The following is a 23,132-nucleotide window of genomic DNA, read 5'->3' on the forward strand; positions in this document are numbered from 1 at the left end:
CTGCCCCACAGGAATCGCTGGCCATCTCAGCCCCACACCCTAGCCGGGCCGTCCCCATGCTTGAGGACACACGGGGTCCCCGAACGGTTGCGGCGACCCGCCTTTTACCGGCCATACGGGGGAAATCGCCCGGCCAGCTCGCGTACTTCGGCGCGCACCCTGGCCGATTCCCGGGGGTCGTCGCGCAGCGCGGCGGTGAACAGCGCGGCGATCCGGGCCATCTCCGGCGCCCCCATCCCCTGCGTGGTCACGGCGGCCGTGCCGAGCCGGATGCCCCTGCCGTCCCCGTACGGCAGGGCGCACGTGTCGAGGACCACACCGGCGGCGGCCAGCCGGGCGCGGGCGGTGCGCCCGTCGACGCCGAGCGGGGCCGGGTCGGCGGTGATGAGGTGGGTGTCGGTGCCGCCGGTGGTGACCGCGAAGCCCTCGGCCGCGAGGGCGGCGGCCAGCACGCGGGCGTGCTCGACCACCTGATGGGCGTACGTGGTGAAGGCGGGCGTGGCCGCCTCGCCGAAGGCGACGGCCTTGGCGGCGATCGTGTGCATCTGGGCGCCGCCCTGGGTGAACGGGAACACCGCCCGGTCGACCCGCTCGGCCAGCTCCGCCCCGCACAGGACCAGCCCGCCGCGCGGGCCGCGCAGCACCTTGTGCGTGGTGCCGCAGACGATGTCCGCGTACGGGACGGGGCTCGGCGCCGCGCCGCCGGCGACCAGGCCCAGGGGGTGGGCGGCGTCGGCGATCAGATAGGCGCCGACCTCGTCGGCGATGGCCCGGAAGATCGCGTAGTCCAGGTGCCGGGGGTACGAGATCGAGCCGCAGACGATCGCCTTGGGCCGGTGGTGCCGGGCGAGCGCGGCGACCTGCTCGTAGTCGACGAGGCCGGTCTCCGCGTCCACGCCGTACGGGACGAAGTCGAACCAGCGGCCGGAGAAGTTCGCGGGCGAGCCGTGCGTGAGGTGCCCGCCGTACGCGAGTCCCATGGCGAGCACGGTGTCCCCGGGGCGCAGCAGCGCCGCGTAGGCGGCGAGCACGGCGGAGGAGCCCGAGTGGGCCTGCACGTTGGCGTGCTCGGCGCCGAACAGGGAGCGGGCCCGGTCGACGGCGATCCGCTCGGCGGCGTCGGCGTACTCGCAGCCGCCGTGGTGGCGGGCGCCGGGGTACCCCTCGGCGTACTTGTTGGCGAGCTGCGAGCCGAGGGCGGCGAGGACGGCCGGCGAGGTGAAGTTCTCGGCGGCGATCAGCTGCAGGCTGTCCCCCTGCCGACGCGCCTCCCCGAGCAGCACGTCGGCGACCTCGGGGTCCTGACGGCGCAGTACGTCGAGCGGGGTCTGGTTCTCTGCTTCTGGGGGCGCGGTGACCGGCATGGGGGACTCCGGACGTGAGCGGGCTGGAAATCCACTGTAGGCACGCCGAGCCCGCCCCGCTCCCCCACCGGGGCCACCTGGGCCCCCAGGGGCCTGCCGGGGCTCCCCGGGGGGCTACCGACGCGCCGACACGCCCGTCAGCGCCGTCACGACAGGATCCAGCGCCTGATTGATCTCGTCGCCGATCGAGCGGAAGAACGTGATGGGCGCCCCGTACGGGTCGTTCACCTCGTCCGCCTCGGCCGACGGGGCCAGGAGCCACCCGCGTAGAGCGGCGGCGGCGCGGACCAGGGCGCGGGCGCGGTCGATGGTGTCGTGGCCGTCGCGGGGGTCGGGGAGGGTCGCCGGGTCTATGGCCCGGACGAGGCGGGTGAACTCCTTCAGGGTGAAGGTGCGCAGGCCCGCCGAGTGGCCCATCGAGATGACCTGCGCGCGGTGGTCGCGGGTCGCGGTGAGGACCAGGTCGGCGCGGATGACGTGCTCGTCGAGGAGCTCGCGCCCCACGAAGCCGCTGTAGTCGGCGCCGAAGTCCGCGAGGACCAGCTCCGCGTTGGCCTCCATGGGGGCGCCCTCGTGGCCCCAGGTACCCGCGCTCTCCACGATGAGGCCGCCGCCCAGCGGGTCGCCGAGGCGGTCGCTCAGGGCATGGCGGGTCAGCCGCTCGGTGATCGGCGAGCGGCAGACGTTGCCGGTGCTGACGTGGAGGATGCGGAAGGTGGTGCCGTCGTTCGGGTGCCCCGCTATGCCACGCCCCTCAGGGGCGGTCAATTCGCCACCTCGAGGTCGGGTACCACCTTCCGGAGCTCCTCCGCGGTGAGCGCGCCGGCGCGCAGCAGCACCGGCACTTTGCCCGTGACGTCGACGATGGACGAGGGGACGATGCCGGGCGTCGGCCCGCCGTCCAGGTACACGGAGACGGAGTCGCCGAGCATGCCCTGGGCCGCGTCGCAGTCCTCCGGCGACGGGTGCCCGGTCAGGTTGGCCGAGGAGACGGCCATCGGGCCGACCTCGGTGAGCAGCTCGATGGCGACCGGGTGCAGCGGCATCCGGATCGCGACGGTGCCCCGGGTGTCGCCCAGGTCCCACTGGAGCGAGGGCTGGTGCTTGGCGACCAGGGTGAGCGCGCCGGGCCAGAAGGCGTCGACGAGCTCCCAGGCCTGCTCGGAGAAGTCCGTGACGAGGCCGTGCAGCGTGTTCGGGGAGCCGATCAGGACGGGCGTCGGCATGTTGCGGCCACGGCCCTTGGCCGCGAGCAGGTCCGCGACGGCCTCCGAGCTGAAGGCGTCCGCGCCGATCCCGTACACGGTGTCGGTGGGCAGGACGACGAGCTCGCCGCGGCGAACGGCGGACGCGGCCTCACGCAGACCCGTCGTACGGTCCGTCGCCTCGTTGCAGTCGTATCGCCGAGCCATCACTCGCCTGCCTTCTCGTACGCGTCGTGCCTGGACTGATCGGTCATGGGGTGGCCTTGCGGGCGGTCGCGAAGCGCGGCCGGTTGTTCAGGTCGGGGTGGTCGGCGGCGTCCGCCCAGCCGGCCTCCTCGTTGAAGATCCACGGCACCTGGCCGCCCTGGGTGTCCGCGTGCTCGATGACGACGAGCCCGCCGGGCCGCAGCAGCCGGTGCGCGGTGCGCTCGATGCCCCGGATGGTGTCCAGGCCGTCCTCGCCGGAGAACAGCGCCATGTCCGGGTCGTGGTCGCGCGCCTCGGGGGCCACGTACTCCCACTCGGTGAGCGGGATGTACGGCGGGTTGGAGATGACCAGGTCGACCTGGCCGTTGAGCTCCGGCAGCGCGGTCAGCGCGTCGCCCTGGTGCACGGTGACGCGCGAGCCCTGGGCGTTCTTGCGGGTCCACACGAGCGCGTCGTCGGAGAGCTCCACCGCGTGCACGCGCGAGCGCGGCACCTCCTGCGCCATGGCGAGGGCGATGGCGCCGGAGCCCGTGCACAGGTCGACGATGAGCGGCTCGACGACGTCCATGGCCCGTACGGCGTCTATGGCCCAGCCGACGACCGACTCGGTCTCCGGGCGGGGCACGAACACGCCGGGGCCCACCTGGAGCTCCAGGTAGCGGAAGAACGCCCGCCCGGTGATGTGCTGGAGGGGCTCACGCGCCTCGCGGCGCGCGATGGCCTCCCAGTAGCGGGCGTCGAAGTCCGCGTCCTTGACGTTGTGCAGCTCCCCCCGCTTGACGCCGTGCACGAACGCGGCGAGCTCCTCCGCGTCGAAACGCGGTGAGGGAACGCCGGCGTCGGCCAGCCGCTGGGTGGCCTGGGCCACCTCGGCAAGCAGCAGGTTCACGCTGGTCCTCCGTGGTGCGGGGTGGGGCTGACGAGACTTGTACGCCGGCGAGGCTTACGCGTTGGCCAGCTTGGCGGCCGAGTCGGCGTCGACACAGGCCTGGATCACCGGGTCCAGCTCTCCGTCGAGCACCTGGTCCAAGTTGTACGCCTTGAAGCCGACCCGGTGGTCCGAGATGCGGTTCTCCGGGAAGTTGTACGTACGGATCTTCTCGGAGCGGTCGACCGTGCGCACCTGGCTGCGGCGCGCGTCCGCGGCCTCGGCCTCGGCCTTCTCCTGCGCCGCGGCGAGCAGCCGGGAGCGCAGGATGCGCATGGCCTGCTCCTTGTTCTGGAGCTGGCTCTTCTCGTTCTGGCAGGAGGCGACGATGCCGGTCGGCAGGTGGGTGATGCGGACCGCCGAGTCGGTGGTGTTGACGGACTGGCCGCCGGGGCCCGACGAGCGGTAGACGTCGATGCGCAGGTCGTTGGCGACGATCTCGACCTCGACCTCCTCGGCCTCCGGGGTGACCAGCACACCGGCCGCGGAGGTGTGGATGCGGCCCTGCGACTCGGTGGCGGGCACGCGCTGCACGCGGTGCACCCCACCCTCGTACTTCAGCCGCGCCCAGACGCCCTGGCCGGGCTCGGTGGCCCCGTTGCCGCCCTTGGTCTTCACGGCGACCTGGACGTCCTTGTAGCCGCCCAGCTCGGACTCGGTGGCGTCGATGATCTCGGTCTTCCAGCCGACGCGCTCGGCGTAGCGCAGGTACATCCGCAGCAGGTCGCCGGCGAACAGGGCGGACTCGTCGCCGCCCGCGCCGGCCTTGATCTCCAGGATGACGTCCTTGTCGTCGCTGGGGTCGCGCGGGACGAGCAGCAGCCGGAGCTTCTCCGTCAGCCCCTCACGCTGCTTCTCCAGCTCCTTGACCTCGGCGGCGAAGTCGGGGTCGTCGGCGGCCAGCTCCTTGGCCGTCTCGATGTCGTCCGCCGACCGCTTCCAGGCCTGGTACGTGCCGATGATCGGGGTCAGCTCCGCGTACCGCTTGTTCAGCTTGCGCGCGTTCGCCTGATCGGCGTGGACCGAAGGGTCGGCGAGCTTCTTCTCGAGGTCGGCGTGCTCGCCGACCAGGTCCTCGACCGCTTCGAACATCGGGAGCTCCTGGGGTGGATTTCGGAAAGGGCTGCTGCGGGAACCACTGCGGGGACGGCAAAGCGCCGGTCCGGTGCCCCCGAGCGGGAGCGACCAAGGACCGGCGCAGTGACGTGCTACTTCGTGGCCGCAGCCTTGCCGAAGCGGGCCTCGAAGCGGGCGACACGGCCGCCGGTGTCGAGGATCTTCTGCTTGCCCGTGTAGAACGGGTGGCACTCGGAGCAGACCTCGGCACGGATGGTGCCCTCGGTCAGGGTGCTACGAGTGGTGAACGACGCACCGCAGGTGCAGCTGACCTGGGTCTCGACGTACTCGGGGTGGATCTCGCGCTTCAAGGTGTCTCCTAGTTTCGGGAGGGCGCCGGGTCGCCGTGCGGGCTGCACGTGCGTGAACCGGGGCCGACGTACCAGTCTGCCAGGACCGGCCGCATCTCCCAAAACCGGGGTGTGGCCGAAACTATTCCTGGGCGGCTTCCGGGGCGCTTCCGGGACGCTTCCCGGCTACTTCACGAGGCCGTCGGCCTTGCCGGTGGCCGCGTCCTTGGTGGCCGAGGCGGGGATCGGCTTGTCGGCCTTGAGGGCCTTCCAGACCTGCTGGGACTGGGCTTCCAGGGGGACGACGCGGTTCGGGTCGAGCGGGTCGTACTCCACCGGCAGCGTGATCATGTGCACATCGTCGGCGCCGAGGCCCGACAGGCCCTTGGCGAAGCCCATGAGCTCGTTGACCGAGTCGAGCTCGGAGTCGGGCGTGATGGCCTTGGTGGCGGTGTCGGCGAGGTCGAACAGCGTCTTGGGGTTGGTGAAGACGCCGACGCTCTTCACCTGGTCGATGAAGGCCTTCATGAAGGCCTGCTGGAGCTGGATGCGGCCGAGGTCGCTGCCGTCGCCGACGCTCTTGCGGGTGCGGACCAGGCCGAGGGACTGCTCGCCGTCGAGGGTGTGGGTGCCGGGCGCGAGGTCGAGGTGGCTCTTGGAGTCCTTGATGGCCCGCGTCGTGGTGATCTCGACGCCGCCCAGCTTGTCGATGAGCTTCGTGAAGCCGGTGAAGTCGACCTCGATGTAGTGGTCCATGCGGATCCCGGACATCGACTCGACGGTCTTCACGGCGCAGGACGGGCCGCCGACCTCGTACGCCGTGTTGAACATGGCCCGGTGCTCGCCCGGCACCGCGGTGCCCTTGTCGTCGGTGCACCGCGGGCGGTCGATGAGGGTGTCGCGGGGGATGGAGACCACTGCGGCCTTCTTGTGGCCCGGGTAGACGTGGACGACCATCGCGGTGTCGGAGCGGGCGCCGCCCTCGTCCTTGCCGTACGCGCTGTTGGCGCCGGAGCGGGAGTCGGAGCCGAGGACCAGGATGTCCATCGAGCCGTTGTCGACGTTCTGGGGGCGGTCCTTGCCGAGCTGGGCGTTGATGTCGACGCCCTTGAGGTTGCCGTCCAGCTTGACGTACGCGTAGCCCAGTCCGGCACCGCCGACGACGACGAGCGCGGCGGCGCCCCACGCCACCACGGTCAGCGCGCGGCGGCCCTTGGCGGGCGGTTTCCGGCGGCGGCCGGTGGCCCGTATTCGCGTGCCCTGGTTGTGCTCGGTCATCGTCATCCCTCGATATCCCTCGACCCCGGCCTCACCTTCTGTGACGGCGAAACACCCAAAAGGGTTGCACACGGGCCTGTGAGGTTTCGGTGAGCGACGGACCGTAACGCGACGGCGCCCACCGTGCGGACACGGTGGGCGCCATCGTTCGTGCAGGTCACGGCGAGATCACGGGGCCGGAGCCGGCCCCTCGCCGTGTGACCGACGTCTCGCGTCAGTCGTTGTTCCCGCCTCCAGGGGTGGTCTTCTGGATCTGGAGCAGGAACTCGCCGTTCGACTTCGTCTGCTTGAGCTTGTCGAGCAGCAGCTCGATCGCCTGCTGCTGGTCGAGCGCGTGCAGCACCCGGCGCAGCTTCCAGGTGACGGAGAGCTCGTCGGCGCCGAGGAGGATCTCCTCCTTGCGGGTGCCGGAGGCGTCGACGTCGACGGCCGGGAAGATGCGCTTGTCGGCCAGCTTCCGGTCCAGCTTGAGCTCCATGTTGCCGGTGCCCTTGAACTCCTCGAAGATCACCTCGTCCATGCGCGAGCCGGTGTCGACCAGCGCGGTGGCCAGGATGGTCAGCGAGCCGCCGTCCTCGATGTTGCGCGCGGCACCGAAGAAGCGCTTCGGCGGGTAGAGCGCGGTCGAGTCGACACCACCGGACAGGATGCGGCCGGAGGCGGGCGCCGCGAGGTTGTACGCGCGGCCCAGGCGGGTGATGGAGTCCAGCAGGACGACCACGTCGTGACCCAGCTCGACGAGACGCTTGGCGCGCTCGATGGCCAGCTCGGCGACGGTGGTGTGGTCCTCGGCCGGGCGGTCGAAGGTCGAGGAGATGACCTCGCCCTTCACCGACCGCTGCATGTCGGTGACCTCTTCCGGACGCTCGTCGACCAGGACGACCATCAGGTGGCACTCGGGGTTGTTGTGGGTGATCGCGTTGGCGATGGCCTGCATGATCATGGTCTTGCCGGTCTTCGGCGGGGCCACGATCAGACCGCGCTGGCCCTTGCCGATCGGCGACACGAGGTCGATGATCCGCGTGGTCAGCACGCCCGGGTCGGTCTCCAGACGGAGCCGGTCCTGCGGGTACAGCGGGGTGAGCTTGTTGAACTCGGGGCGGCCGCGGCCGGACTCCGGCGCCATGCCGTTGACCGAGTCGAGGCGCACCAGCGCGTTGAACTTCTCGCGGCGCTCGCCCTCCTTCGGCTGGCGCACGGCACCGGTGACGTGGTCGCCCTTGCGCAGGCCGCTCTTGCGGACCTGGGCGAGGGAGACGTACACGTCGTTCGGGCCGGGCAGGTAGCCGGAGGTCCGGATGAACGCGTAGTTGTCGAGGATGTCGAGGATGCCCGCGACGGGGATCAGGACGTCGTCGTCGGAGACCTGCGGCTCGCCGGCGGCGAACTCGTCACGCCCACGACGCCCGCGACGGTCGCGGTAGCGCCCGCGACGGCCACGACGGCCGCCCTCGAAGTCGTCGTCGTCCAGCGGACCGGCCGGCTGGCCGCCCTGCTGACCCTGACTCTGACCCTGACCCTGGCTCTGCTGACCCTGACCCTGGCCCTGGCCCTGGCGCTGACGCTGGCCGCCCTGGCCACCGCCCTGCTCCTCGCCCTTGCCACGGTCACGGCGGTCGCGCTGACGCTCGCGGCGGTCGCCGCGCTCGCCCCGCTCGCCGCGGTCGCGACGGCCACGGCCCTCGGCGCCGTCGACGGCGGCCTCGGCCTTGGTGTCGCCCTGCGTCTCGGTCCGGGCCTCGGTCTTGACGACCTGCGCGGACTCGGCCTTGGCCTCGCCCTCCGGCGAACCGGCGGGGGCGGTGGCACGACGGCGGCGACGCTCGCCGACCGGGGCGTCGTCGGAGGCCGGCTGGCCCGGGATCTCGATCTGCTGCTGGGGCGCGGACTCGGCCTTCTCGGCCTTCGGCGCGGCCTCGGCGTCGCTCGTACGGGCCTTGGCGGCGGTGCGGCGCTTGGGCTTGGTCTCGGCGGCGTCGGCCGACTTGGCGGGGGCGGCGGAGCCGCCACCGGCCTGCGCCTCCTTGATGACCTCGATCAGCTGGCTCTTGCGCATCCGCGCGGTGCCCCTGATGCCGAGGCCGGACGCGACCTGCTGCAGCTCGGCCAGGACCATGCCCTCAAGGCCGGTGCCGGAGCGGCGGCGCCGTGCGGTGGTGCCGGAGGCAGCACCTGCGGCGGGCGCGGAGGTGTCGACACTGTTGTCGGCAGTCACGCCCATCAGATCGGTGGTGTCGCTCACGAAGGGTCCTTCCCTGGAGCGGACGTCGGCCATCTGGCTCGGCGACCGGTTGTGCTGTCCGGCAGCGGTCCTGCTTGGTGGACCGTGTCGGGGCGGTGGTCCCGCCGGGTGCGGCGGAAGAGAGAAAACATGCTGTGAATCCGGCCCGAGCGCCCCCTGCTCGGCCCTCGAAGAAGAAAAGCGAGGGGTGTCGTGCCGGTTCCGGAGCGTGCTCGAATCTGCTCAGGCAGGCTGCTCAGGCAGTGGAGGAGGCTCCCGGAAGAATTGGTGGTCCCTGATGGGGACACTCAGCACCGCGCCACAAAGACGTCGGGTGCAGACTTGAGGTTAACACTACCGGCTCCAACAAACATTCCCCCTCTCCGTCACCGGCGATCTCGTGTCCGCGCGGCCCGGCTCGGGGGCCGCGCGGGCTGCCCGTCAGGGCGCGAGCGGCAGGACGCTCGCGCCGGGCGCGTCGAGGTCGAGCCGGTTCGCGGCCCAGCCCTCCCCCGCGAGCCGGGCGACCTTGTCGGCCGATCCGTGGTCCGCCAGCGCGAGGACCGTGGGGCCCGCGCCGGAGATGACCGCGGGCACGCCGTCCGCCCGCAGCCGGTTCACAAGGGCGATGCTCTCGGGCATCGCGGGGGCCCGGTACTCCTGGTGCAGCCGGTCCTCGGTGGCCGCGAGCAGCAGCTCGGGGCGACGGGTCAGGGCCTCGACGAGGAGGGCGGCGCGGCCGGCGTTGGCGGCGGCGTCCACGTGCGGGACGGTGCGCGGGAGCAGGCCGCGCGCGGTCTCGGTGAGCACGGGCTTTCCGGGGACGAAAACCACCGGAACGATGGAATCCGAGGGTTCCATCCTGATCGCCCGCGCGGCGCCGCCCTCGGTCCAGGCGAGCGTGAAGCCGCCGAGCAGGCAGGCGGCGACGTTGTCGGGGTGGCCCTCGATCTCGGTGGCCAGTTCGAGCAGCGCGGCATCGTCGAGGCGGGTGTCGCCGCCTATGGTCACGGCGCGGGCGGCGACGATGCCGGCGCAGATGGCGGCGGAGGAGGAGCCGAGGCCGCGGCCGTGCGGGATGCGGTTGGCGCAGACGACCTCAAGACCGCGCGGCTGCCCGCCGAGCAGGTCGAAGGCGGTGCGCATGGAGCGTACGAGCAGGTGACTCTCGTCGCGGGGAAGGGTGTCGGCACCTTCACCGGCGATGTCGACGTGCAGCCCGGAGTCGGCGACCCGGACGACCACGTCGTCGTAGAGCCCCAGCGACAGGCCGAAGGCGTCGAAGCCCGGGCCGAGATTGGCGCTGGTGGCGGGGACGCGCACCCGTACGGCGGCGGCGCGGAACGCGGGACCGGCCATCGCTCGTTGACTCTCCTTGACTTGCGGGATTGTTCGGTGACTTGCGGGGATTGTTCGGGGAAACCGAGAACCCGGGGGCCGCGCGCGCCTCACAGGCGACAACGGCAACAGCACCGCGCATATGCAACGGGGCGGGTTCGGTACAGCCTATCGAAGGAAGGTTCTGTGGCGACATAGGGCGCACAGGAGGCGCACGATGCGTGTCGCGCGCCAGCCTGTGCGCCTCTGTCGGTTCCTGATCGGGTCTGACCCCGGATCAGGAACCGTACGGCATCAGAGGGCCGGGCAGGTCAGGCCGGATCAGGCCAGTCCGAGCCGCTCGGCGGCGGCCGCGGCGTCGACCGGGACGGTGACGGGCTGCGGAGCGCCCGCGACGGCCCAGTCGGGGTCCTTGAGGCCGTTGCCGGTGACGGTGCAGACGATCCGCTGGCCCGGGTCGACCTTGCCCTGCGCGGCGGCCTTCAGCAGACCGGCCACCGAGGCGGCCGACGCGGGCTCGACGAAGACGCCCTCCTGAGCGGCCAACAGGCGGTAGGCCTGGAGGATCTCACGGTCCGTCACCTCGTCGATGAAGCCGCCCGACTCGTCGCGCGCGGCGATCGCGTAGTCCCAGGAGGCCGGGTTGCCGATGCGGATCGCGGTGGCGATGGTCGACGGGTCCTTGACGACCTCGCCGCGCACGAGCGGCGCGGAGCCGGAGGCCTGGAAGCCCCACATGCGCGGGGTACGACCGGCGATGCCGTCGGCGGCGTACTCCCGGTACCCCTTCCAGTACGCCGTGATGTTGCCGGCGTTGCCGACGGGCAGCACATGGATGTCGGGGGCGTCGCCCAGCATGTCCACGATCTCGAACGCGGCGGTCTTCTGGCCCTCGATACGGACCGGGTTCACCGAATTGACCAGCGCCACCGGGTAGTTCTCGGAGAGGCTGCGGGCCAGCGTGAGGCAGTCGTCGAAGTTGCCGTCGACCTGGAGGATCTTGGCGCCGTGCACGAGCGCCTGGCCCATCTTGCCGAGCGCGATCTTGCCCTGCGGGACGAGCACGGCCGACACCATGCCCGCGCGCACCGCGTACGCGGCGGCGGAGGCGGAGGTGTTGCCGGTGGACGCGCAGATGACGGCCTGCGCGCCCTCCTCCTTGGCCTTGCTGATGGCCATGGTCATGCCCCGGTCCTTGAAGGAGCCGGTCGGGTTGGCGCCCTCGACCTTGAGGTGCACCTCGCATCCCGTGCGCTCGGAGAGCACCTGAGCGGGGACGAGCGGCGTGCCGCCCTCACGGAGCGTGACGACCGGCGTCGTGTCCGTGACCGGAAGGCGGTCCCGGTACTCCTCGATGATGCCGCGCCACTGGTGGGTGCCCTTGGTGGTCATGGGTCCTTACTCCCCTTCAACACGCATGATGCTGGCGACACCACGGACGGTGTCCAGCTTGCGCAGCGCCTCGACGGTCCCGGAGAGGGCGGCGTCGGGCGCGCGGTGGGTGACGACGACGAGGGAGGCCTCGCCGTCCTTGCCCGTCTGGCGGACGGTGTCGATCGACACGCCGTGCTCGGCGAAGACCGTCGCGACCTGGGCGAGGACGCCCGGCTTGTCGGCCACGTCGAGACTGATGTGGTACCGCGTCACCACGTCGCCCATGGGGCTCACGGGCAGCTGGGTGTACGCGGACTCGCCGGGGCCGTTGGTCCCGTTGAGCTTGTTGCGGCACACGGCGACGAGGTCGCCGAGGACGGCCGACGCGGTCGGCGAGCCGCCGGCCCCGGGACCGTAGAACATGAGCTGCCCGGCGGCGTCCGCCTCCACGAAGACGGCGTTGTACGCCTCGCGGACGGAGGCGAGCGGGTGGCTGAGCGGGATCATCGCCGGGTGCACGCGCGCGGTGACGGACTCGCCGTCGGCGGCCCGCTCGCAGATCGCGAGCAGCTTGATGGTGCAGCCCATCTGCTTGGCGGAGGCGAAGTCGGCCGCGGTGACCTCGGTCATGCCCTCGCGGTAGACGTCGTCGAGGCGCACCCGGGTGTGGAAGGCGATCCCGGCGAGGATGGCAGCCTTGGCGGCGGCGTCGAAGCCCTCGACGTCGGCGGTCGGGTCGGCCTCGGCGTACCCGAGCGCGGTGGCCTCGTCGAGGGCCTCGGAGTAGCCGGCCCCCGAGGTGTCCATCTTGTCGAGGATGAAGTTGGTCGTCCCGTTGACGATGCCCATCACGCGGTTGATCTTGTCGCCGGCGAGCGACTCGCGCAGCGGCCGGATCAGCGGGATGGCGCCGGCGACGGCCGCCTCGTAGTACAGGTCCTCGCCGTGGTCCTCGGCGGCGGCGTAGAGGGCCGCGCCGTCCTGGGCGAGGAGCGCCTTGTTGGCGGAGACGACGGAGGCGCCGTGCTCGAAGGCGGTGGTGATGAGGGTGCGGGCCGGCTCGATCCCGCCGATGACCTCGACGACGACGTCGATGTCCCCGCGTTTGACCAGGGCGGTGGCGTCGGTGGTGATCAGCTCGGCGGGCACGCCGCCGCGCACCTTGTCGGGCCGGCGGACGGCCACGCCGGCGAGCTCGACCGGAGCGCCGATGCGCGCGGCGAGGTCGTCGGCGTGCGTCGTCATGATGCGCGCCACCTCTGAGCCGACCACTCCACAGCCCAGCAGCGCCACCTTCAGCGGACGCGTACGCATCATCCGACCTCGTTTCTCGGTACTTCTTGGTCTTCGTATCTCTACGATTCCTACGGTGGGAACCAGTCTCACTCACCCGATGGGCGATTCAGCCCGTTGTCCAGATGGTGAGACATCGATTCCATCACCCGACTATTTCATCATCCGACGTCGAGCCGCAGGAGATCTTCCTCCGTCTCGCGCCGCACGATGACCCGCGCCTCGCCGTCCCGCACCGCGACGACGGGCGGGCGGAGCGCGTGGTTGTAGTTGCTCGCCATGGAGCGGCAGTACGCGCCGGTGGCCGGCACGGCGAGCAGGTCGCCGGGCGCCACGTCGGCGGGCAGGAAGGCGTCGCGCACGACGATGTCGCCGCTCTCGCAGTGCTTGCCGACGACACGCACGAGCAGCGGCTCGGCGTCACTCGTCCGGGACACGAGCGCGACGCTGTACTCGGCGTCGTACAGGGCGGTGCGGATGTTGTCCGACATGCCGCCGTCGACGGAGACGTACGTCCGCAGCCCCTCCAGCGGCTTGACCGTGCCCACCTCGTACAGGGTGAAGGCGGTGGGCCCGACGATGGCGCGCCCCGGCTCGACGGAAATGCGCGGCGTGGCGAGCCCCGCGGCCTCACACTCGCGCGTCACGATCTCGCTCAGCGCCTTGGCAATGTCATGCGGCTCACGCGGGTCGTCGTCGGAGGTGTACGCGATCCCCAACCCGCCGCCAAGATCGATCTCGGGCAGCTCGACCCCGTGCTCGTCCCGCACGTCGGCGAGCAGCTGCACCACGCGCCGCGCGGAGACCTCGAACCCGGCCATGTCGAAGATCTGCGACCCGATGTGCGAGTGAATCCCGATGAGCTCAAGCCCATCCAGCGACAGCGCCCGCCGCACGGCCTCCGCGGCCTGGCCCCCGGCCAGCGCGATCCCGAACTTCTGGTCCTCGTGCGCGGTGGCGATGAACTCGTGCGTGTGCGCCTCGACGCCCACGGTCACCCGGATCTGCACCCGCTGCCGCTTGCCGAGCGACTGGGCGACATGCGCGACCCGGACGATCTCCTGGAAGGAGTCGAGCACGATCCGCCCGACCCCGACCTCGACGGCCCGCCGGATCTCGTCGTCACTCTTGTTGTTCCCATGGAAGGCGATCCGCTCGGCCGGCATCCCAGCGGACAGCGCAGTACTGAGCTCCCCCCCGGAACAAACATCGAGATTCAGCCCCTCCTCCGTGAGCCACCGCACGACGGCCCGCGAGAGGAACGCCTTCCCGGCGTAGAAGACATCGGCGTCCTTGCCGAAGGCGTCGGCCCAGGCCCGGCAGCGCGCCCGGAAGTCGTCCTCGTCGAGGAAGTACGCGGGCGTACCGAACTCCCGCTGCAGTACGTCGACCCCGATCCCGCCCACGGTCACGACCCCCCGCTCGTCCCGCGCGACGGTCCGCGCCCAGACCTTGGGGTCGAGCTGGTTGAGATCGGCGGGCGGGGCGGAGTAGTGCCCCTCGGGAAGGACATCGGCGTGGCGGGGCCCGGCGGGGTGTGCGGAACGGCTCATGACGACTGGCTCTTTCAGATCTGGTCGGGTGCGCTGATGCCGAGCAGGGAGAGGCCACCGGCGAGCACCGTCCCGGCGGCTTCGGCGAGCGCGAGCCGGGAACGATGGGCGGCCGAGGGTTTCTCGTCACCGAGGGGCAGGACGGTGTGCTGGAACGAGAGGAGCGCGTCAGCGACGACTTCGAGATGCCGGGCGAGCCGGTCGGGCGAGCGGTGACGGGCGGCGGCGAGGAGGACGGCGGGGTGATCGGCGAGGGCGGTGAGGAGCTGTTGGGCCCCGTCCTCGACTTCGTACCCGGCCTGGATGCCGAGCTGTGCACCGTTACGCATCAGGCCCTGGGCGCGGGAGTGGGCGTACCGCACGCGGAAGAGCCCGTTGCGCTCGTGCTGGACGAGGAGGGGACCGCCGGGGAGAGCGTGATCGTGGGGAGCGGCCCGGAGGAGCGCCCAGCGGGCGGCGTCGGGCCCGAAGACATCGGGGGCATAGGGAGCAGGAAGAACATGAATCCGCTCCTGCCCCAGGCTGCCGATCGCCGCGTCGGCCCCCTGCGAACGAAGCAACCGAACAACGCTCTCGCCAACGAGCCGAGCACGATCCTCACCGACGTCACCGAACCGCACGACGCTGCCGGCCAGCGCATCGGAGTACCCATACTCCAGCCCGGCCTCTCCCACCTCCCGGACGAGCCGGGCGCCCTGCCCGACGTCGAGGGTGAAGTTGAGGAACCCGGGCCCGGTGATGTCGACGGCACGGATCCCGGGGCTGCCGCGCAGCCGCTCCTTGAGGATCCCGGCCACGTCGAGGGGCGCTCGCCCGGAGGGCCGCGCGAGGCTGAGGGCGACGCTGCTGGCGTAGTCGCCGACACCACCCGGCCGGGGCCGCTCCACCTTGACGTCGCGGGGCACGTCGACCCGGAGCGCACCTTCGTCGACCGCACGGCGCACGGCGTGCAGCACGGTGAGGGAGAGGTCCGCGGGGGTCACGGGACCAGCCTAGGGGAGGAGGGGGGTGGGAACGCGAACCGGTTTCGGCATGTGGGCGGTGGGGGTGGTGGGCACCCACCGAAAGGAGAACGGATGAACGCAAAGAAGGAACAACAAAACGACGGCCGGACGCCGCCCCCCTCCCCTATCTCACCGAACCGCGCGCCTATCTCACTGAACCGCGCGCCCTCCGCGCTGCGGGCGGCTCCTCGCCACCCTCCTGCTCCTGCCCGGCCCCTTCGCCGTGCTGCCCGCGCCGCTCACGGTGCATGAGCTGTCGGACGACCCGTACGAGCTCGGACGGCTCGAAGGGCTTCGCGAGGAAGGCGTCCACGCCGGAGGCGGCGCCGCCGTCCCTCTCGTATTCGGTGCCGGCACTGATGATCGCCACGGGAAGATGACTGGTCCGCGGATCGGACCGCAGCCGCGCGGCGGTCTTCAACCCGTCCAGCCGGGGCATGACGACATCGAGGGTGACGACATCAGGACAGACCTGATGTACGACATCCAGACACTCGGCACCATCGGCCGCGGTCACCACCTCGAACCCCTCGAGTTCGAGATTGACCCTGATCAGCTGGCGGATCACCCTGTTGTCATCGACAACGAGCACCCGCCCCGACACGCCTGACACACGTCGAGAGTAGGTCTACGGGAAGCACGGCGTCCGGCTTTTGCCCACTTCCGACCCCTGCGGGGGAACACCCCCTGGTGACGCGACGGAAATACCTGTTCACAGGCACGCCCAAGGAGCTGGTAGGGTTCTACCCGTCGCCGCCGAACGCGGCGGACGCCCCCGTAGCTCAGGGGATAGAGCAACGGCCTCCGGAGCCGTGTGCGCAGGTTCGAATCCTGCCGGGGGCACCGTACTTCAGGTGCCTAATAGGCCCTCTGACCAGGCATCTAGCCAGGTTGGAGGGCCTGTTGCTTTGTGCAGCCGTATGCCGCCGCGCGCACCCCTAAGACGCCCTCTGTGGGACATGCGCGGGATCAGACATTAGGAACCAATCAAACGGTACGGGGGCATAGCAAATACCCCGAAGGGTAGCCTCCGGGCATTTGATGTGATGATCGTCCCGTGTACTGGGCGTAGAAGTCTTCGACCATCCCGTTGGCGATGTCGGCTCGACCGTGTACGCACTTGGCATACCGAGCGCCGGCCGTCGTCGGCGACTCCGAAAGTCTCGATCCCGTCCAGAAGCATCGATACGAGCTCGGGAGGTAGCGGAACCACTCGAAAGTCCTCGGGCGCCCGGTTCTTCAGCCTCCGGTCGTCGTGGACCTCACCGGTACCCGTCCACTTCTGCCCGACTGTGGGGCGCGTCCCATGCCGGCGTAGTACATCGATCCGTACATACTGAACCGCCAGGCGGCACGTGGTTGCGCAGGCCACGGGCATTCTCCCCGATGTTGATCTTCGCCGTGAAGTTCGCGCCCATGGCGTCGGGGGAGCCGCTGAGAGCGGTGGCTGATGGGAGGTTGACCGTTGCGGCGGCCAGAGCGACTACGCAGCGGGCCGCATGAGACGCGACCTCTTGAAAGACACTGGGTACTCCTGGAAAGAAACAGCCTCCAGCGCCTGGGCTTGGTCTGACGGCCAGTTAGGGCAGCCAGACCTGTCTTGCTTGCCGGGCAGCGCTCCGGGAGGCGACGGTCGCAGGGCAGCGCTGGGTGTGCGGGCTGGGACGCGTAGGTACGGTTCAGTGCTGATGCCGTGTGCCGGTGTTGGTGGCCGCCACAGCGGCCACCAACACCGGCGAAAATTCAGTTCCAGCTGCCGGTGATGGCGAGATGGGTGGGGTCGGCGGGGGCGCCAGGCGGGGTGTCGGCGGGTTCCCAGGTGCCGTTGGTGTGCCGGACGGTGTGCTTGATGGTGCCGCCGACGATGATCGTGGTGTGGAACTCGTTGTCGGCGGACGCGGCGCCGACACTGCGGATCTCACCGCCGCCGAGGACGGGGCCCAGGTCGCCGAACTTGGTCCAGCTGCCGTTCTTCCCGAGGCGGGCGACGTGCCTGATGCCTCCGCCGGGTTCGGTCAGGACGGCCTGGATGTCGTTCCCGGTGCCGGCGAAGGCCATGCCGTCGACCTTGGCGGGGGCTCCGGCGAGCTTGGTGATGGCGCCCCACTTCCCCCAGGTGCCGTTGGAGTTGCGGACGCTGTGCAGAGCCTGTCCGTCGCCGGTGACCACCCCGACGTGGGTGGTGTCGCCGACGTGGGTCGTGGTGATCTGGATGGGCTTGTCGGGCAGGGCACCGACAGAGGAGGTGATGTCGCCCCATTTGCTCCACTTGCCGGCCGAGTCGCGCGAGGCGTGGTAGGCCCGCCCGTCGGTGACGGCGACGAGGGCGAGCCCCCTGCCGGTCGAGGTGGCGGAGATCTTCCTGATGTCCTTGAGCGCTCCGAGTTCACCGGTCAGATCCTTGAACTTGACCCAGGTGCCGTTGGGATTGCGGGTGGACTGGTATACGGCTCCGTCACCGCCGAGGGCGAGGACGTGGTTGGTGCCGGATATGGCGGCGTCGGCCGCGAGCTGGATGTCGCCGATGCCTCCAGCGGCCTTCTGGACGTCGCCGAAGGCGGACCAGTCCCAGTTGCTGTCACGGGCCGCGTGGTACAGGTTCTTGTCCGCTGTGGTGACCATCTGCACGCGCCACGGTGTCAGTGTCGAGGCGGTGGACTGCTTGATCCATGGGGCCAGGTCGTCGACGCGGGTGGCTACGGCACCGGTTCGGGTCTCGGCGTCGGAGGTGCCGAGGCAGCCGCCCTGCCACGACGCCGTCACCACACCCGCAAGCTCGAACAGGCCGGCGTGTTCTCGTACGACGGGGGCGCCGGTGTCGCCCTTGCAGAGCGGGCTGCCGTCGACGGCCAGGCCTGTGGTGGTGACTTCGCCCGCGGTGAACGACCCCGTGTGCAGCTCGTTCGGGACCCAGGTGTCCTTGGTCCGACCGTACCCGGCACCCGTGAAGCTCTCGCCCTCCGTCGGCGCCGTGCCGGCGGCACGCAGCGGGTGGATCCCCCGTACAGGTGTGTCGAGCTTCGCGAGGACGAGGTCGCGGTCGGTTCGCGGGATGAGTTCGACCACTTTGCGGACCTGGCCGCCGACGGCATCGAGCTCGGCGCGACTGATCGTCGCGGTCGTCTCCCACTTCGGCGCACCGGCCGCGACGGTGGATCCCGACGACGGGTCCGCGGCGAAGCAACTGGCAGCGGTCAGCAGCCACTGAGCATTGATGAGGGTGGCGGTGCAGGACCGGTGGGTGTCGCCGATGGCGAGCTTCGCGGTGAAGCCGTACGAGGTCCCGAGCGCGGCGGGTCCGTCGAGAGCCTGGGCGGGGGAGGTGATGAGGGCACCGGAGACGACGACGGCGATGGCGCCGCCGAGGGCTGCACGTGCACGAGGGCGATACATGGGGTGTGTGGCTCCTGCCGTTGAGGCATGGGGGACGTGAATGGGTGCCCGAGGGAAGGCTGGGGTCAGGGAACGAGACGGTGGGCCTAGGCGCTGGCAGGCTCGCGGGGGGAGACGACGAGGACGACCGGCAAGGGTGCACACACGTCATCCCTCTCCGAACGTCGGCACTGCCTGGCTGAACGGCGAGTCCAGTGACGAGCAAGGCCCGATCAGCGAGTATCTGCAGACCAACTCGGGAAGCACAGAACGCAGCCGTTCGCTCATCCGAGGCGGGAGCAGCCCCGGACGGATTCCTACTTGGTCGAGCGGATCTCGATCAGAGCATGATCCCGGCCGTCGGGATCGGCAGTCTCTCCTACGGGAGTCCAGAGGTTCTTTTCGATGTCATAGGACGTGGTGGCATCGCCCACGGTCATGTCGACCTCCGTGTTGAAATCGTTTCCCACGACGGCATAGACGCGCGGCATGTCGAGCGCGAGAAATCCTCCCTGGCCAAGGACCGCGAAGCAGAACGGCTTCTTGCCCTTGCGCTGCCATACCTGGATTTCGTTGGTCGAGGTTCCGCAGTCGCTTGACATGATGTGGCCATCGCCGCGAATCAGCCGAATACCCTTCTCTTGAAGGATCTTGTCGGCGTCGGGGTAGCTGAAGTCTTCGACTGCGGGAGGCATAGCCGTGGCCGATGCCGCGAGACCGGCAGTTTCCTGCTCCGCTTGAGGGTTGGCGGGGACCGTGAATCCGGTGCTGACGACCATCCCTGCGAACGCAGCGATGGTCGCGACTGCTCGCCCGTTGAGAGGCTTCTTCAAGTTCCACACCCGTGCACTTTCGGGGCATGGCGAATCGCGGACCGCCTTGGCGCAACAGCCCGCTTCCCATGCCGTTCTGATGAATCCTTTACAGAGTGGACAGCATATTGAGAGATCAGCTGCCCCTTCGAGGCCGAAAGTCTCCAAGTCGACGGGGGCGAAAGTCCCAAAAATGACCCTGACCTGCACGCACGCCTCCCGCCACACCCAATCGTGACCTATGTCTCACCACCCTCGATATGACCTTCAAACACCTCCCCCTAGAGCCCAACTGGCAATTCTTGGAGTTCAGTTGCGTTTCTGCGACGGCCCTCCCGAGTCCAGTTCACGCCGCACGCCGGTTGGCGAAGATAAGCGGCAACTGAACTTCGGCTCCGCTGTCGTGACGGCGTGTGAGCCGGTGAGGAGCGTTTGATGAGTTTCCATGTCCGTCCGAGAAAGCCTCGAACGGGGAGAGGTGGCCATACCGGCCCTCGTGGACTCTTTGCCGGGAGGGTCCTTTCCGTCGTAGCCGGTGCGATGGCGTCCATAGTGCTCGGGACTGGGGTGGCCACAGCGCTGCCCCCTATGGCCGGGCCGACACCATTGCCCTCCGGGGCGCGTGCCCAGGCGGTCAAGGCGTGGCAGGGCGGAGGCGAGTCCACGAAGGAGGCTGCCACGCAGGCTCTGCTGGGTTCGGATGAAGACCTGCGGGCCTTCCTGCAGGACGGACTGAAGACCGCTCAGGCCGAAGATGAACGCATAGCTGTGCTCACGATGCTTCCGGCGGCCGGCAAGGGCGTTTTCGAGGAGGCGCAGAAGGCACTGTCAGGCAGTGATGAAGAGCTGCACGCTTTCGTCACTCAGGGGTACAAGGACCCCCTGGCGGAGGATCGTCGGGTTGCAGTACTGACGGTCATGCACCAAGGCGAGCGAGGGGTGCGCGAGGCGGCCCAGGACGCCCTTGACGATGGCTCTCCCGAAGCCCTGCGGGAGTTCCTCGACAAAGGGCAGTTCGACGCGCGCGAGGAGGATGAGCGTGTTGCCGTCCTTCGGATGATCAACGGGGCTGGGCCACAGCTCAAGCAGGCTGCTCAGCGTGCACTGGGTGGCGAGGCGTCCGACGTCTCGTGGTTCCTGGAGACAGGCCAGCACATCGCTCGCTCCCGTGACCAGGAGACTCTCACCGTCACGCAGCTCGCGAAGATGGCCGAAACGGCCGGTAAAGAAGCCGAGGCTGCGACCGACTCTGCCAAGGACGCATCCGCCAAGGCCAAGGAAGCCGCTCGGCTGTCCAAGGAAGCGGCGCTCAAGGCAGCCAAAGAGACCGAGGCAGCGAAGGGAGACGCAGACAAGGCAACCAAGGCGGCGACCCGTGCGGCCCAGGCCGCCGACGGTGCGGCGGCTGCGGCGCGGACGGCGATCTCAGCCTCCGCTAAGGCCATCTCAGCCGCCCGAACTGCCGCGCAGGCCGCAGCGAACGCCGCTTCCGCAGCAGCGGCTGCCGGCGACGCCGCAGCCACCGCGAACCAGGCTGCCACCGCAGCCGCAGGAAACGCCGGCGAGGCTTCGACCGCCCGCAAGGCTGCCCAGGCGGCTCGCAACGCAGCGTCCGACGCGCAGAAGGCGGCCGACTCCGCTGCCCGCGCCGCCGACGCCAGCGAGGAAGCCGGACGATCGTCCGACGCCGCCGCAGCCGCTGGCCGCGACGCCGCCACAGCGGCTGACGCCGCGGCCAGCGCTGCCGAGCAATCCGGGGTTTCATCCGCCCAGGCCGCGAAGGCCCGCAAGGCGGCTGCCCGAGCCCAGAGCGCCTCGGACACCGCCACCCAGGCTGCAGGCCGCGCCAACATCCTGGCAGCACAGTCGGCCAAGGCCGCCCGCGAATCCCGAGACGCCGCCCGTAAGGCCGCCAATCATGCCGAGAAGGCCGCCCAGTTCGCTGAGTTCGCAGCGGAACACGCAGGACAGTCCCAGAACTTCGCCAATCAGGCCACCGCACACGCCAACGCCGCCATCGAAGCCGCAGACATCGCCCTGAGCGCCGTCACCCAGGCCCAGAACGTGGTCAAGCTGGCCCGCGAAGGCGAGGAGGAACAGCTCAAGGCGAACGCAGCACTCGCTCGCGAGGAAGCTAAGACCCTCAAGCAGCAGGACGACCATGCACGCGCCAAGGCGTACCAGGCACAGACACAACAGGCTCAGCTCGATGACGAGACCAAGAACCTGCTCGCCGAGGCAGCGACGGAGAACGACCGGTCGAAGCGCACCTTGCTGGGCCGTCAGGCCGCGCTGAACCTGCTGTCCGGAAAAGGGATCTGGTCCGGCCAGGCAGCCGCAGAAGCGCTCTCCGGCGGCAGCACCGAAGTCGCCGTCTGGCTCGACCACGAGCGAGTCAAGGCAGCCCAGCTCGACGACCGCGAGAAGGTACTGGCCCTCGCCAAGACCGGTGGTGCCGCCCTGGCCGAAGAAGCCCAGCACACCCTAGAGGCGAAGGACCCCGGCCGGATCGAGGAATTTCTGACCTCCGGCGCTCTGGACGTCCAGACCGAGGACTTCCGCGTTGAGGTCCTCAAACTGATGAACGGCGCCGGCACGGCCGTGAAGGCGGCGGGCGACAGCGCTCTGAAGGCCGGCACACCACAGGCCCTTCAAGCGTTCTTCCTGACCGACTACCCCGACGCGCAGGCCGAAGACGACCGCGTGGCCATCCTGTCCAACCTGGGCAAGAACCCCGGCGCCTTCTACCGTGCCAGCGCCCAGGCGGCCCTGGACGGTCCTGCCTGGATTACCCATGCCTTCGCCACCCGGGTCGGATACAAGGCGAACCTCCTCGACCAGGACACCGCCGCCCACCTTCAGGCCATCCAGTCCCTGATCTCCCAGGCAGCCCAGACTGCCAGCAACGCCCACAAGAACGCCGCGGAAGCAAGCAAGGTCGCCGCCGAAGCCCGCGGTGCCGCCACCGAAGCGAACAAGTGGGCCACCGAAGCCAAGAAGTCCGCGATCCAGGCGGAGAACCACGCCAAGAGCGCGCTCGATCAGGCCAACCAGGCCCATGCCTCCGCCGAACGCGCTCGCGAGTCCGCACAACAGGCGAACAGCGCTGCCACCACAGCCCGGAAGGCAAGCCGCCAGGCCAACTACTCAGCTAACCAAGCCACTGCCTCCGCACAGCAAGCCGCCGACGCGGCTTCCAGCGCCCAGGACGCCGCCAATCGGGCCCGCCAGAGCGCCCTCGATGCAGGCAATGACTCCGAAGCGGCCAACAAGGCGGCACGCGAAGCCCATGACATCTCTACAGAGAAGCAGAAGAAGGAACAAGAAGTAGCGGCCCAGAAGGCCGCCCAAGAAGCCAAGCAGAATGCCGAGCAAGGGAAGAACCCAGCTGACACCGAGGCCAGCGACAAGCTCGATGAGCCTGAATTGTCGGCCTGGGACAGGGACCTGGATACGTGGATCAAGCGTTCCAACCAGGTGAGCGCCGTAGCCGGTACACTCGCAGTGATCGCCGCATTCACTCCTTTCGGTCCGGTTGCGACTCCTATCCTTGGCGCGATCTCGTGGGCAGCGGCCGGGCTCGGTGCACGCCTCACTGCCGAAAGGCATGGCTGGACCAGCTCCGAGTTCGTAACGTCGATCGCGGGTCTTGGGATGGCTGGAGCTCTCGGTGGCGTAGGATCTCTCGCGAACTCCGCAGTGGGGGGCGTCACCGGGAAGGTAGTCGAAGGCGTCAACAACCTAATCTCCCCGATCACCTCACTGTTTGGCTAAATA

The 23,132-nt window shown here is 69.8% G+C and carries 17 protein-coding genes and 1 tRNA gene; 2 read left to right on the forward strand and 16 right to left on the reverse strand.

The annotated features are described in order from the left end of the window. Window positions 1-104 precede the first annotated feature (104 nt). The 14 genes from glyA to ABTZ54_RS23535 form a co-directional block, all read right to left on the reverse strand. The gene (glyA, locus tag ABTZ54_RS23470) at window positions 105-1,364 is read right to left on the reverse strand and encodes a serine hydroxymethyltransferase (RefSeq protein WP_351666436.1); all 1,260 of its coding nucleotides are present in this window, start codon (window positions 1,362-1,364) and stop codon (window positions 105-107) included. Between the two features lie 114 nt (window positions 1,365-1,478). Further along, on the reverse strand, window positions 1,479-2,132 hold the full coding sequence (locus ABTZ54_RS23475) for an arsenate reductase/protein-tyrosine-phosphatase family protein (RefSeq protein ID WP_351666438.1): 654 nt from the start codon (window positions 2,130-2,132) through the stop codon (window positions 1,479-1,481). Continuing rightward, on the reverse strand, window positions 2,129-2,776 hold the full coding sequence (locus tag ABTZ54_RS23480) for an L-threonylcarbamoyladenylate synthase (protein WP_351666440.1): 648 nt from the start codon (window positions 2,774-2,776) through the stop codon (window positions 2,129-2,131). Before ABTZ54_RS23480 ends, ABTZ54_RS23475 begins: the two co-directional genes overlap by 4 nt. Window positions 2,777-2,819: 43 nt before the next feature. Beyond that, a complete protein-coding gene (gene prmC / locus ABTZ54_RS23485) occupies window positions 2,820-3,665 on the reverse strand; it encodes a peptide chain release factor N(5)-glutamine methyltransferase (RefSeq protein ID WP_329424204.1) in 846 nt (281 codons plus the stop codon). 54 nt (window positions 3,666-3,719) lie between these two features. Continuing rightward, on the reverse strand, window positions 3,720-4,796 hold the full coding sequence (gene prfA, locus ABTZ54_RS23490; protein ID WP_351666443.1) for a peptide chain release factor 1: 1,077 nt from the start codon (window positions 4,794-4,796) through the stop codon (window positions 3,720-3,722). A gap of 116 nt (window positions 4,797-4,912) precedes the next feature. After that, a complete protein-coding gene (rpmE, locus tag ABTZ54_RS23495) occupies window positions 4,913-5,131 on the reverse strand; it encodes a 50S ribosomal protein L31 (RefSeq protein WP_351666445.1) in 219 nt (72 codons plus the stop codon). A 165-nt stretch (window positions 5,132-5,296) separates the two neighbouring features. Then, window positions 5,297-6,388: an LCP family protein gene (locus ABTZ54_RS23500; RefSeq protein WP_351666534.1), complete on the reverse strand. Its 1,092-nt coding sequence runs from the start codon at window positions 6,386-6,388 to the stop codon at window positions 5,297-5,299. Between the two features lie 214 nt (window positions 6,389-6,602). Further along, window positions 6,603-8,630, reverse strand: coding sequence for a transcription termination factor Rho (rho, locus tag ABTZ54_RS23505; RefSeq protein WP_351666447.1), 2,028 nt, complete (start codon window positions 8,628-8,630; stop codon window positions 6,603-6,605). Window positions 8,631-9,050: 420 nt separating this feature from the next. Next, window positions 9,051-9,968 carry a homoserine kinase gene (gene thrB, locus ABTZ54_RS23510; RefSeq protein ID WP_351666449.1) on the reverse strand — a complete coding sequence of 306 codons (918 nt, stop codon included), beginning with the start codon at window positions 9,966-9,968 and terminating at the stop codon, window positions 9,051-9,053. Window positions 9,969-10,268: 300 nt separating this feature from the next. Beyond that, window positions 10,269-11,339 carry a threonine synthase gene (gene thrC, locus ABTZ54_RS23515; RefSeq protein ID WP_351666451.1) on the reverse strand — a complete coding sequence of 357 codons (1,071 nt, stop codon included), beginning with the start codon at window positions 11,337-11,339 and terminating at the stop codon, window positions 10,269-10,271. Window positions 11,340-11,345: 6 nt separating this feature from the next. Further along, complete coding sequence (locus tag ABTZ54_RS23520; RefSeq protein WP_351666454.1) at window positions 11,346-12,638, reverse strand: homoserine dehydrogenase; 1,293 nt, start codon at window positions 12,636-12,638, stop codon at window positions 11,346-11,348. Window positions 12,639-12,775: 137 nt separating this feature from the next. Continuing rightward, window positions 12,776-14,167, reverse strand: a complete 1,392-nt coding sequence (lysA, locus tag ABTZ54_RS23525; protein ID WP_351666456.1) for a diaminopimelate decarboxylase — start codon at window positions 14,165-14,167, stop codon at window positions 12,776-12,778. Window positions 14,168-14,181: 14 nt separating this feature from the next. Beyond that, window positions 14,182-15,150 carry an ArgS-related anticodon-binding protein NrtL gene (gene nrtL, locus ABTZ54_RS23530; RefSeq protein WP_351666458.1) on the reverse strand — a complete coding sequence of 323 codons (969 nt, stop codon included), beginning with the start codon at window positions 15,148-15,150 and terminating at the stop codon, window positions 14,182-14,184. A 166-nt stretch (window positions 15,151-15,316) separates the two neighbouring features. After that, window positions 15,317-15,784, reverse strand: coding sequence for a response regulator (locus ABTZ54_RS23535; protein ID WP_351666460.1), 468 nt, complete (start codon window positions 15,782-15,784; stop codon window positions 15,317-15,319). A gap of 158 nt (window positions 15,785-15,942) precedes the next feature. Here ABTZ54_RS23535 and ABTZ54_RS23540 point away from each other — a divergent pair. Then, window positions 15,943-16,014 (forward strand) — tRNA-Arg (locus ABTZ54_RS23540). A 900-nt stretch (window positions 16,015-16,914) separates the two neighbouring features. Here ABTZ54_RS23540 and ABTZ54_RS23545 read toward each other — a convergent pair. Then, window positions 16,915-18,564: a trypsin-like serine protease gene (locus tag ABTZ54_RS23545; protein ID WP_351666462.1), complete on the reverse strand. Its 1,650-nt coding sequence runs from the start codon at window positions 18,562-18,564 to the stop codon at window positions 16,915-16,917. A gap of 296 nt (window positions 18,565-18,860) precedes the next feature. Beyond that, entirely contained in the window at window positions 18,861-19,376 is a 516-nt protein-coding gene (locus ABTZ54_RS23550; RefSeq protein WP_351666464.1) for a hypothetical protein, read from the reverse strand. A 546-nt stretch (window positions 19,377-19,922) separates the two neighbouring features. On the opposite strand from ABTZ54_RS23550, the gene ABTZ54_RS23555 reads away from it, so the two are divergent. Beyond that, entirely contained in the window at window positions 19,923-23,129 is a 3,207-nt protein-coding gene (locus ABTZ54_RS23555) for an ALF repeat-containing protein (protein WP_351666466.1), read from the forward strand. The last annotated feature ends 3 nt before the right edge of the window (window positions 23,130-23,132 follow it).

This window comes from Streptomyces sp. NPDC094032 (assembly GCF_040303965.1).
Classification (GTDB): Bacteria; Actinomycetota; Actinomycetes; order Streptomycetales; family Streptomycetaceae; genus Streptomyces.

What these genes read in the sequence shown, in the direction of transcription:
- thrC (WP_351666451.1), bottom strand. Translation starts at nt 11,339, where the DNA reads ATGACCACCAAGGGCACCCACCAGTGGCGCGGCATCATCGAGGAGTAC.
- lysA (WP_351666456.1), bottom strand. Translation starts at nt 14,167, where the DNA reads ATGAGCCGTTCCGCACACCCCGCCGGGCCCCGCCACGCCGATGTCCTT.
- glyA (WP_351666436.1), bottom strand. Translation starts at nt 1,364, where the DNA reads ATGCCGGTCACCGCGCCCCCAGAAGCAGAGAACCAGACCCCGCTCGAC.
- ABTZ54_RS23520 (WP_351666454.1), bottom strand. Translation starts at nt 12,638, where the DNA reads ATGATGCGTACGCGTCCGCTGAAGGTGGCGCTGCTGGGCTGTGGAGTG.
- prfA (WP_351666443.1), bottom strand. Translation starts at nt 4,796, where the DNA reads ATGTTCGAAGCGGTCGAGGACCTGGTCGGCGAGCACGCCGACCTCGAG.
- thrB (WP_351666449.1), bottom strand. Translation starts at nt 9,968, where the DNA reads ATGGCCGGTCCCGCGTTCCGCGCCGCCGCCGTACGGGTGCGCGTCCCC.
- ABTZ54_RS23480 (WP_351666440.1), bottom strand. Translation starts at nt 2,776, where the DNA reads ATGGCTCGGCGATACGACTGCAACGAGGCGACGGACCGTACGACGGGT.
- ABTZ54_RS23500 (WP_351666534.1), bottom strand. Translation starts at nt 6,388, where the DNA reads ATGACCGAGCACAACCAGGGCACGCGAATACGGGCCACCGGCCGCCGC.
- ABTZ54_RS23545 (WP_351666462.1), bottom strand. Translation starts at nt 18,564, where the DNA reads ATGTATCGCCCTCGTGCACGTGCAGCCCTCGGCGGCGCCATCGCCGTC.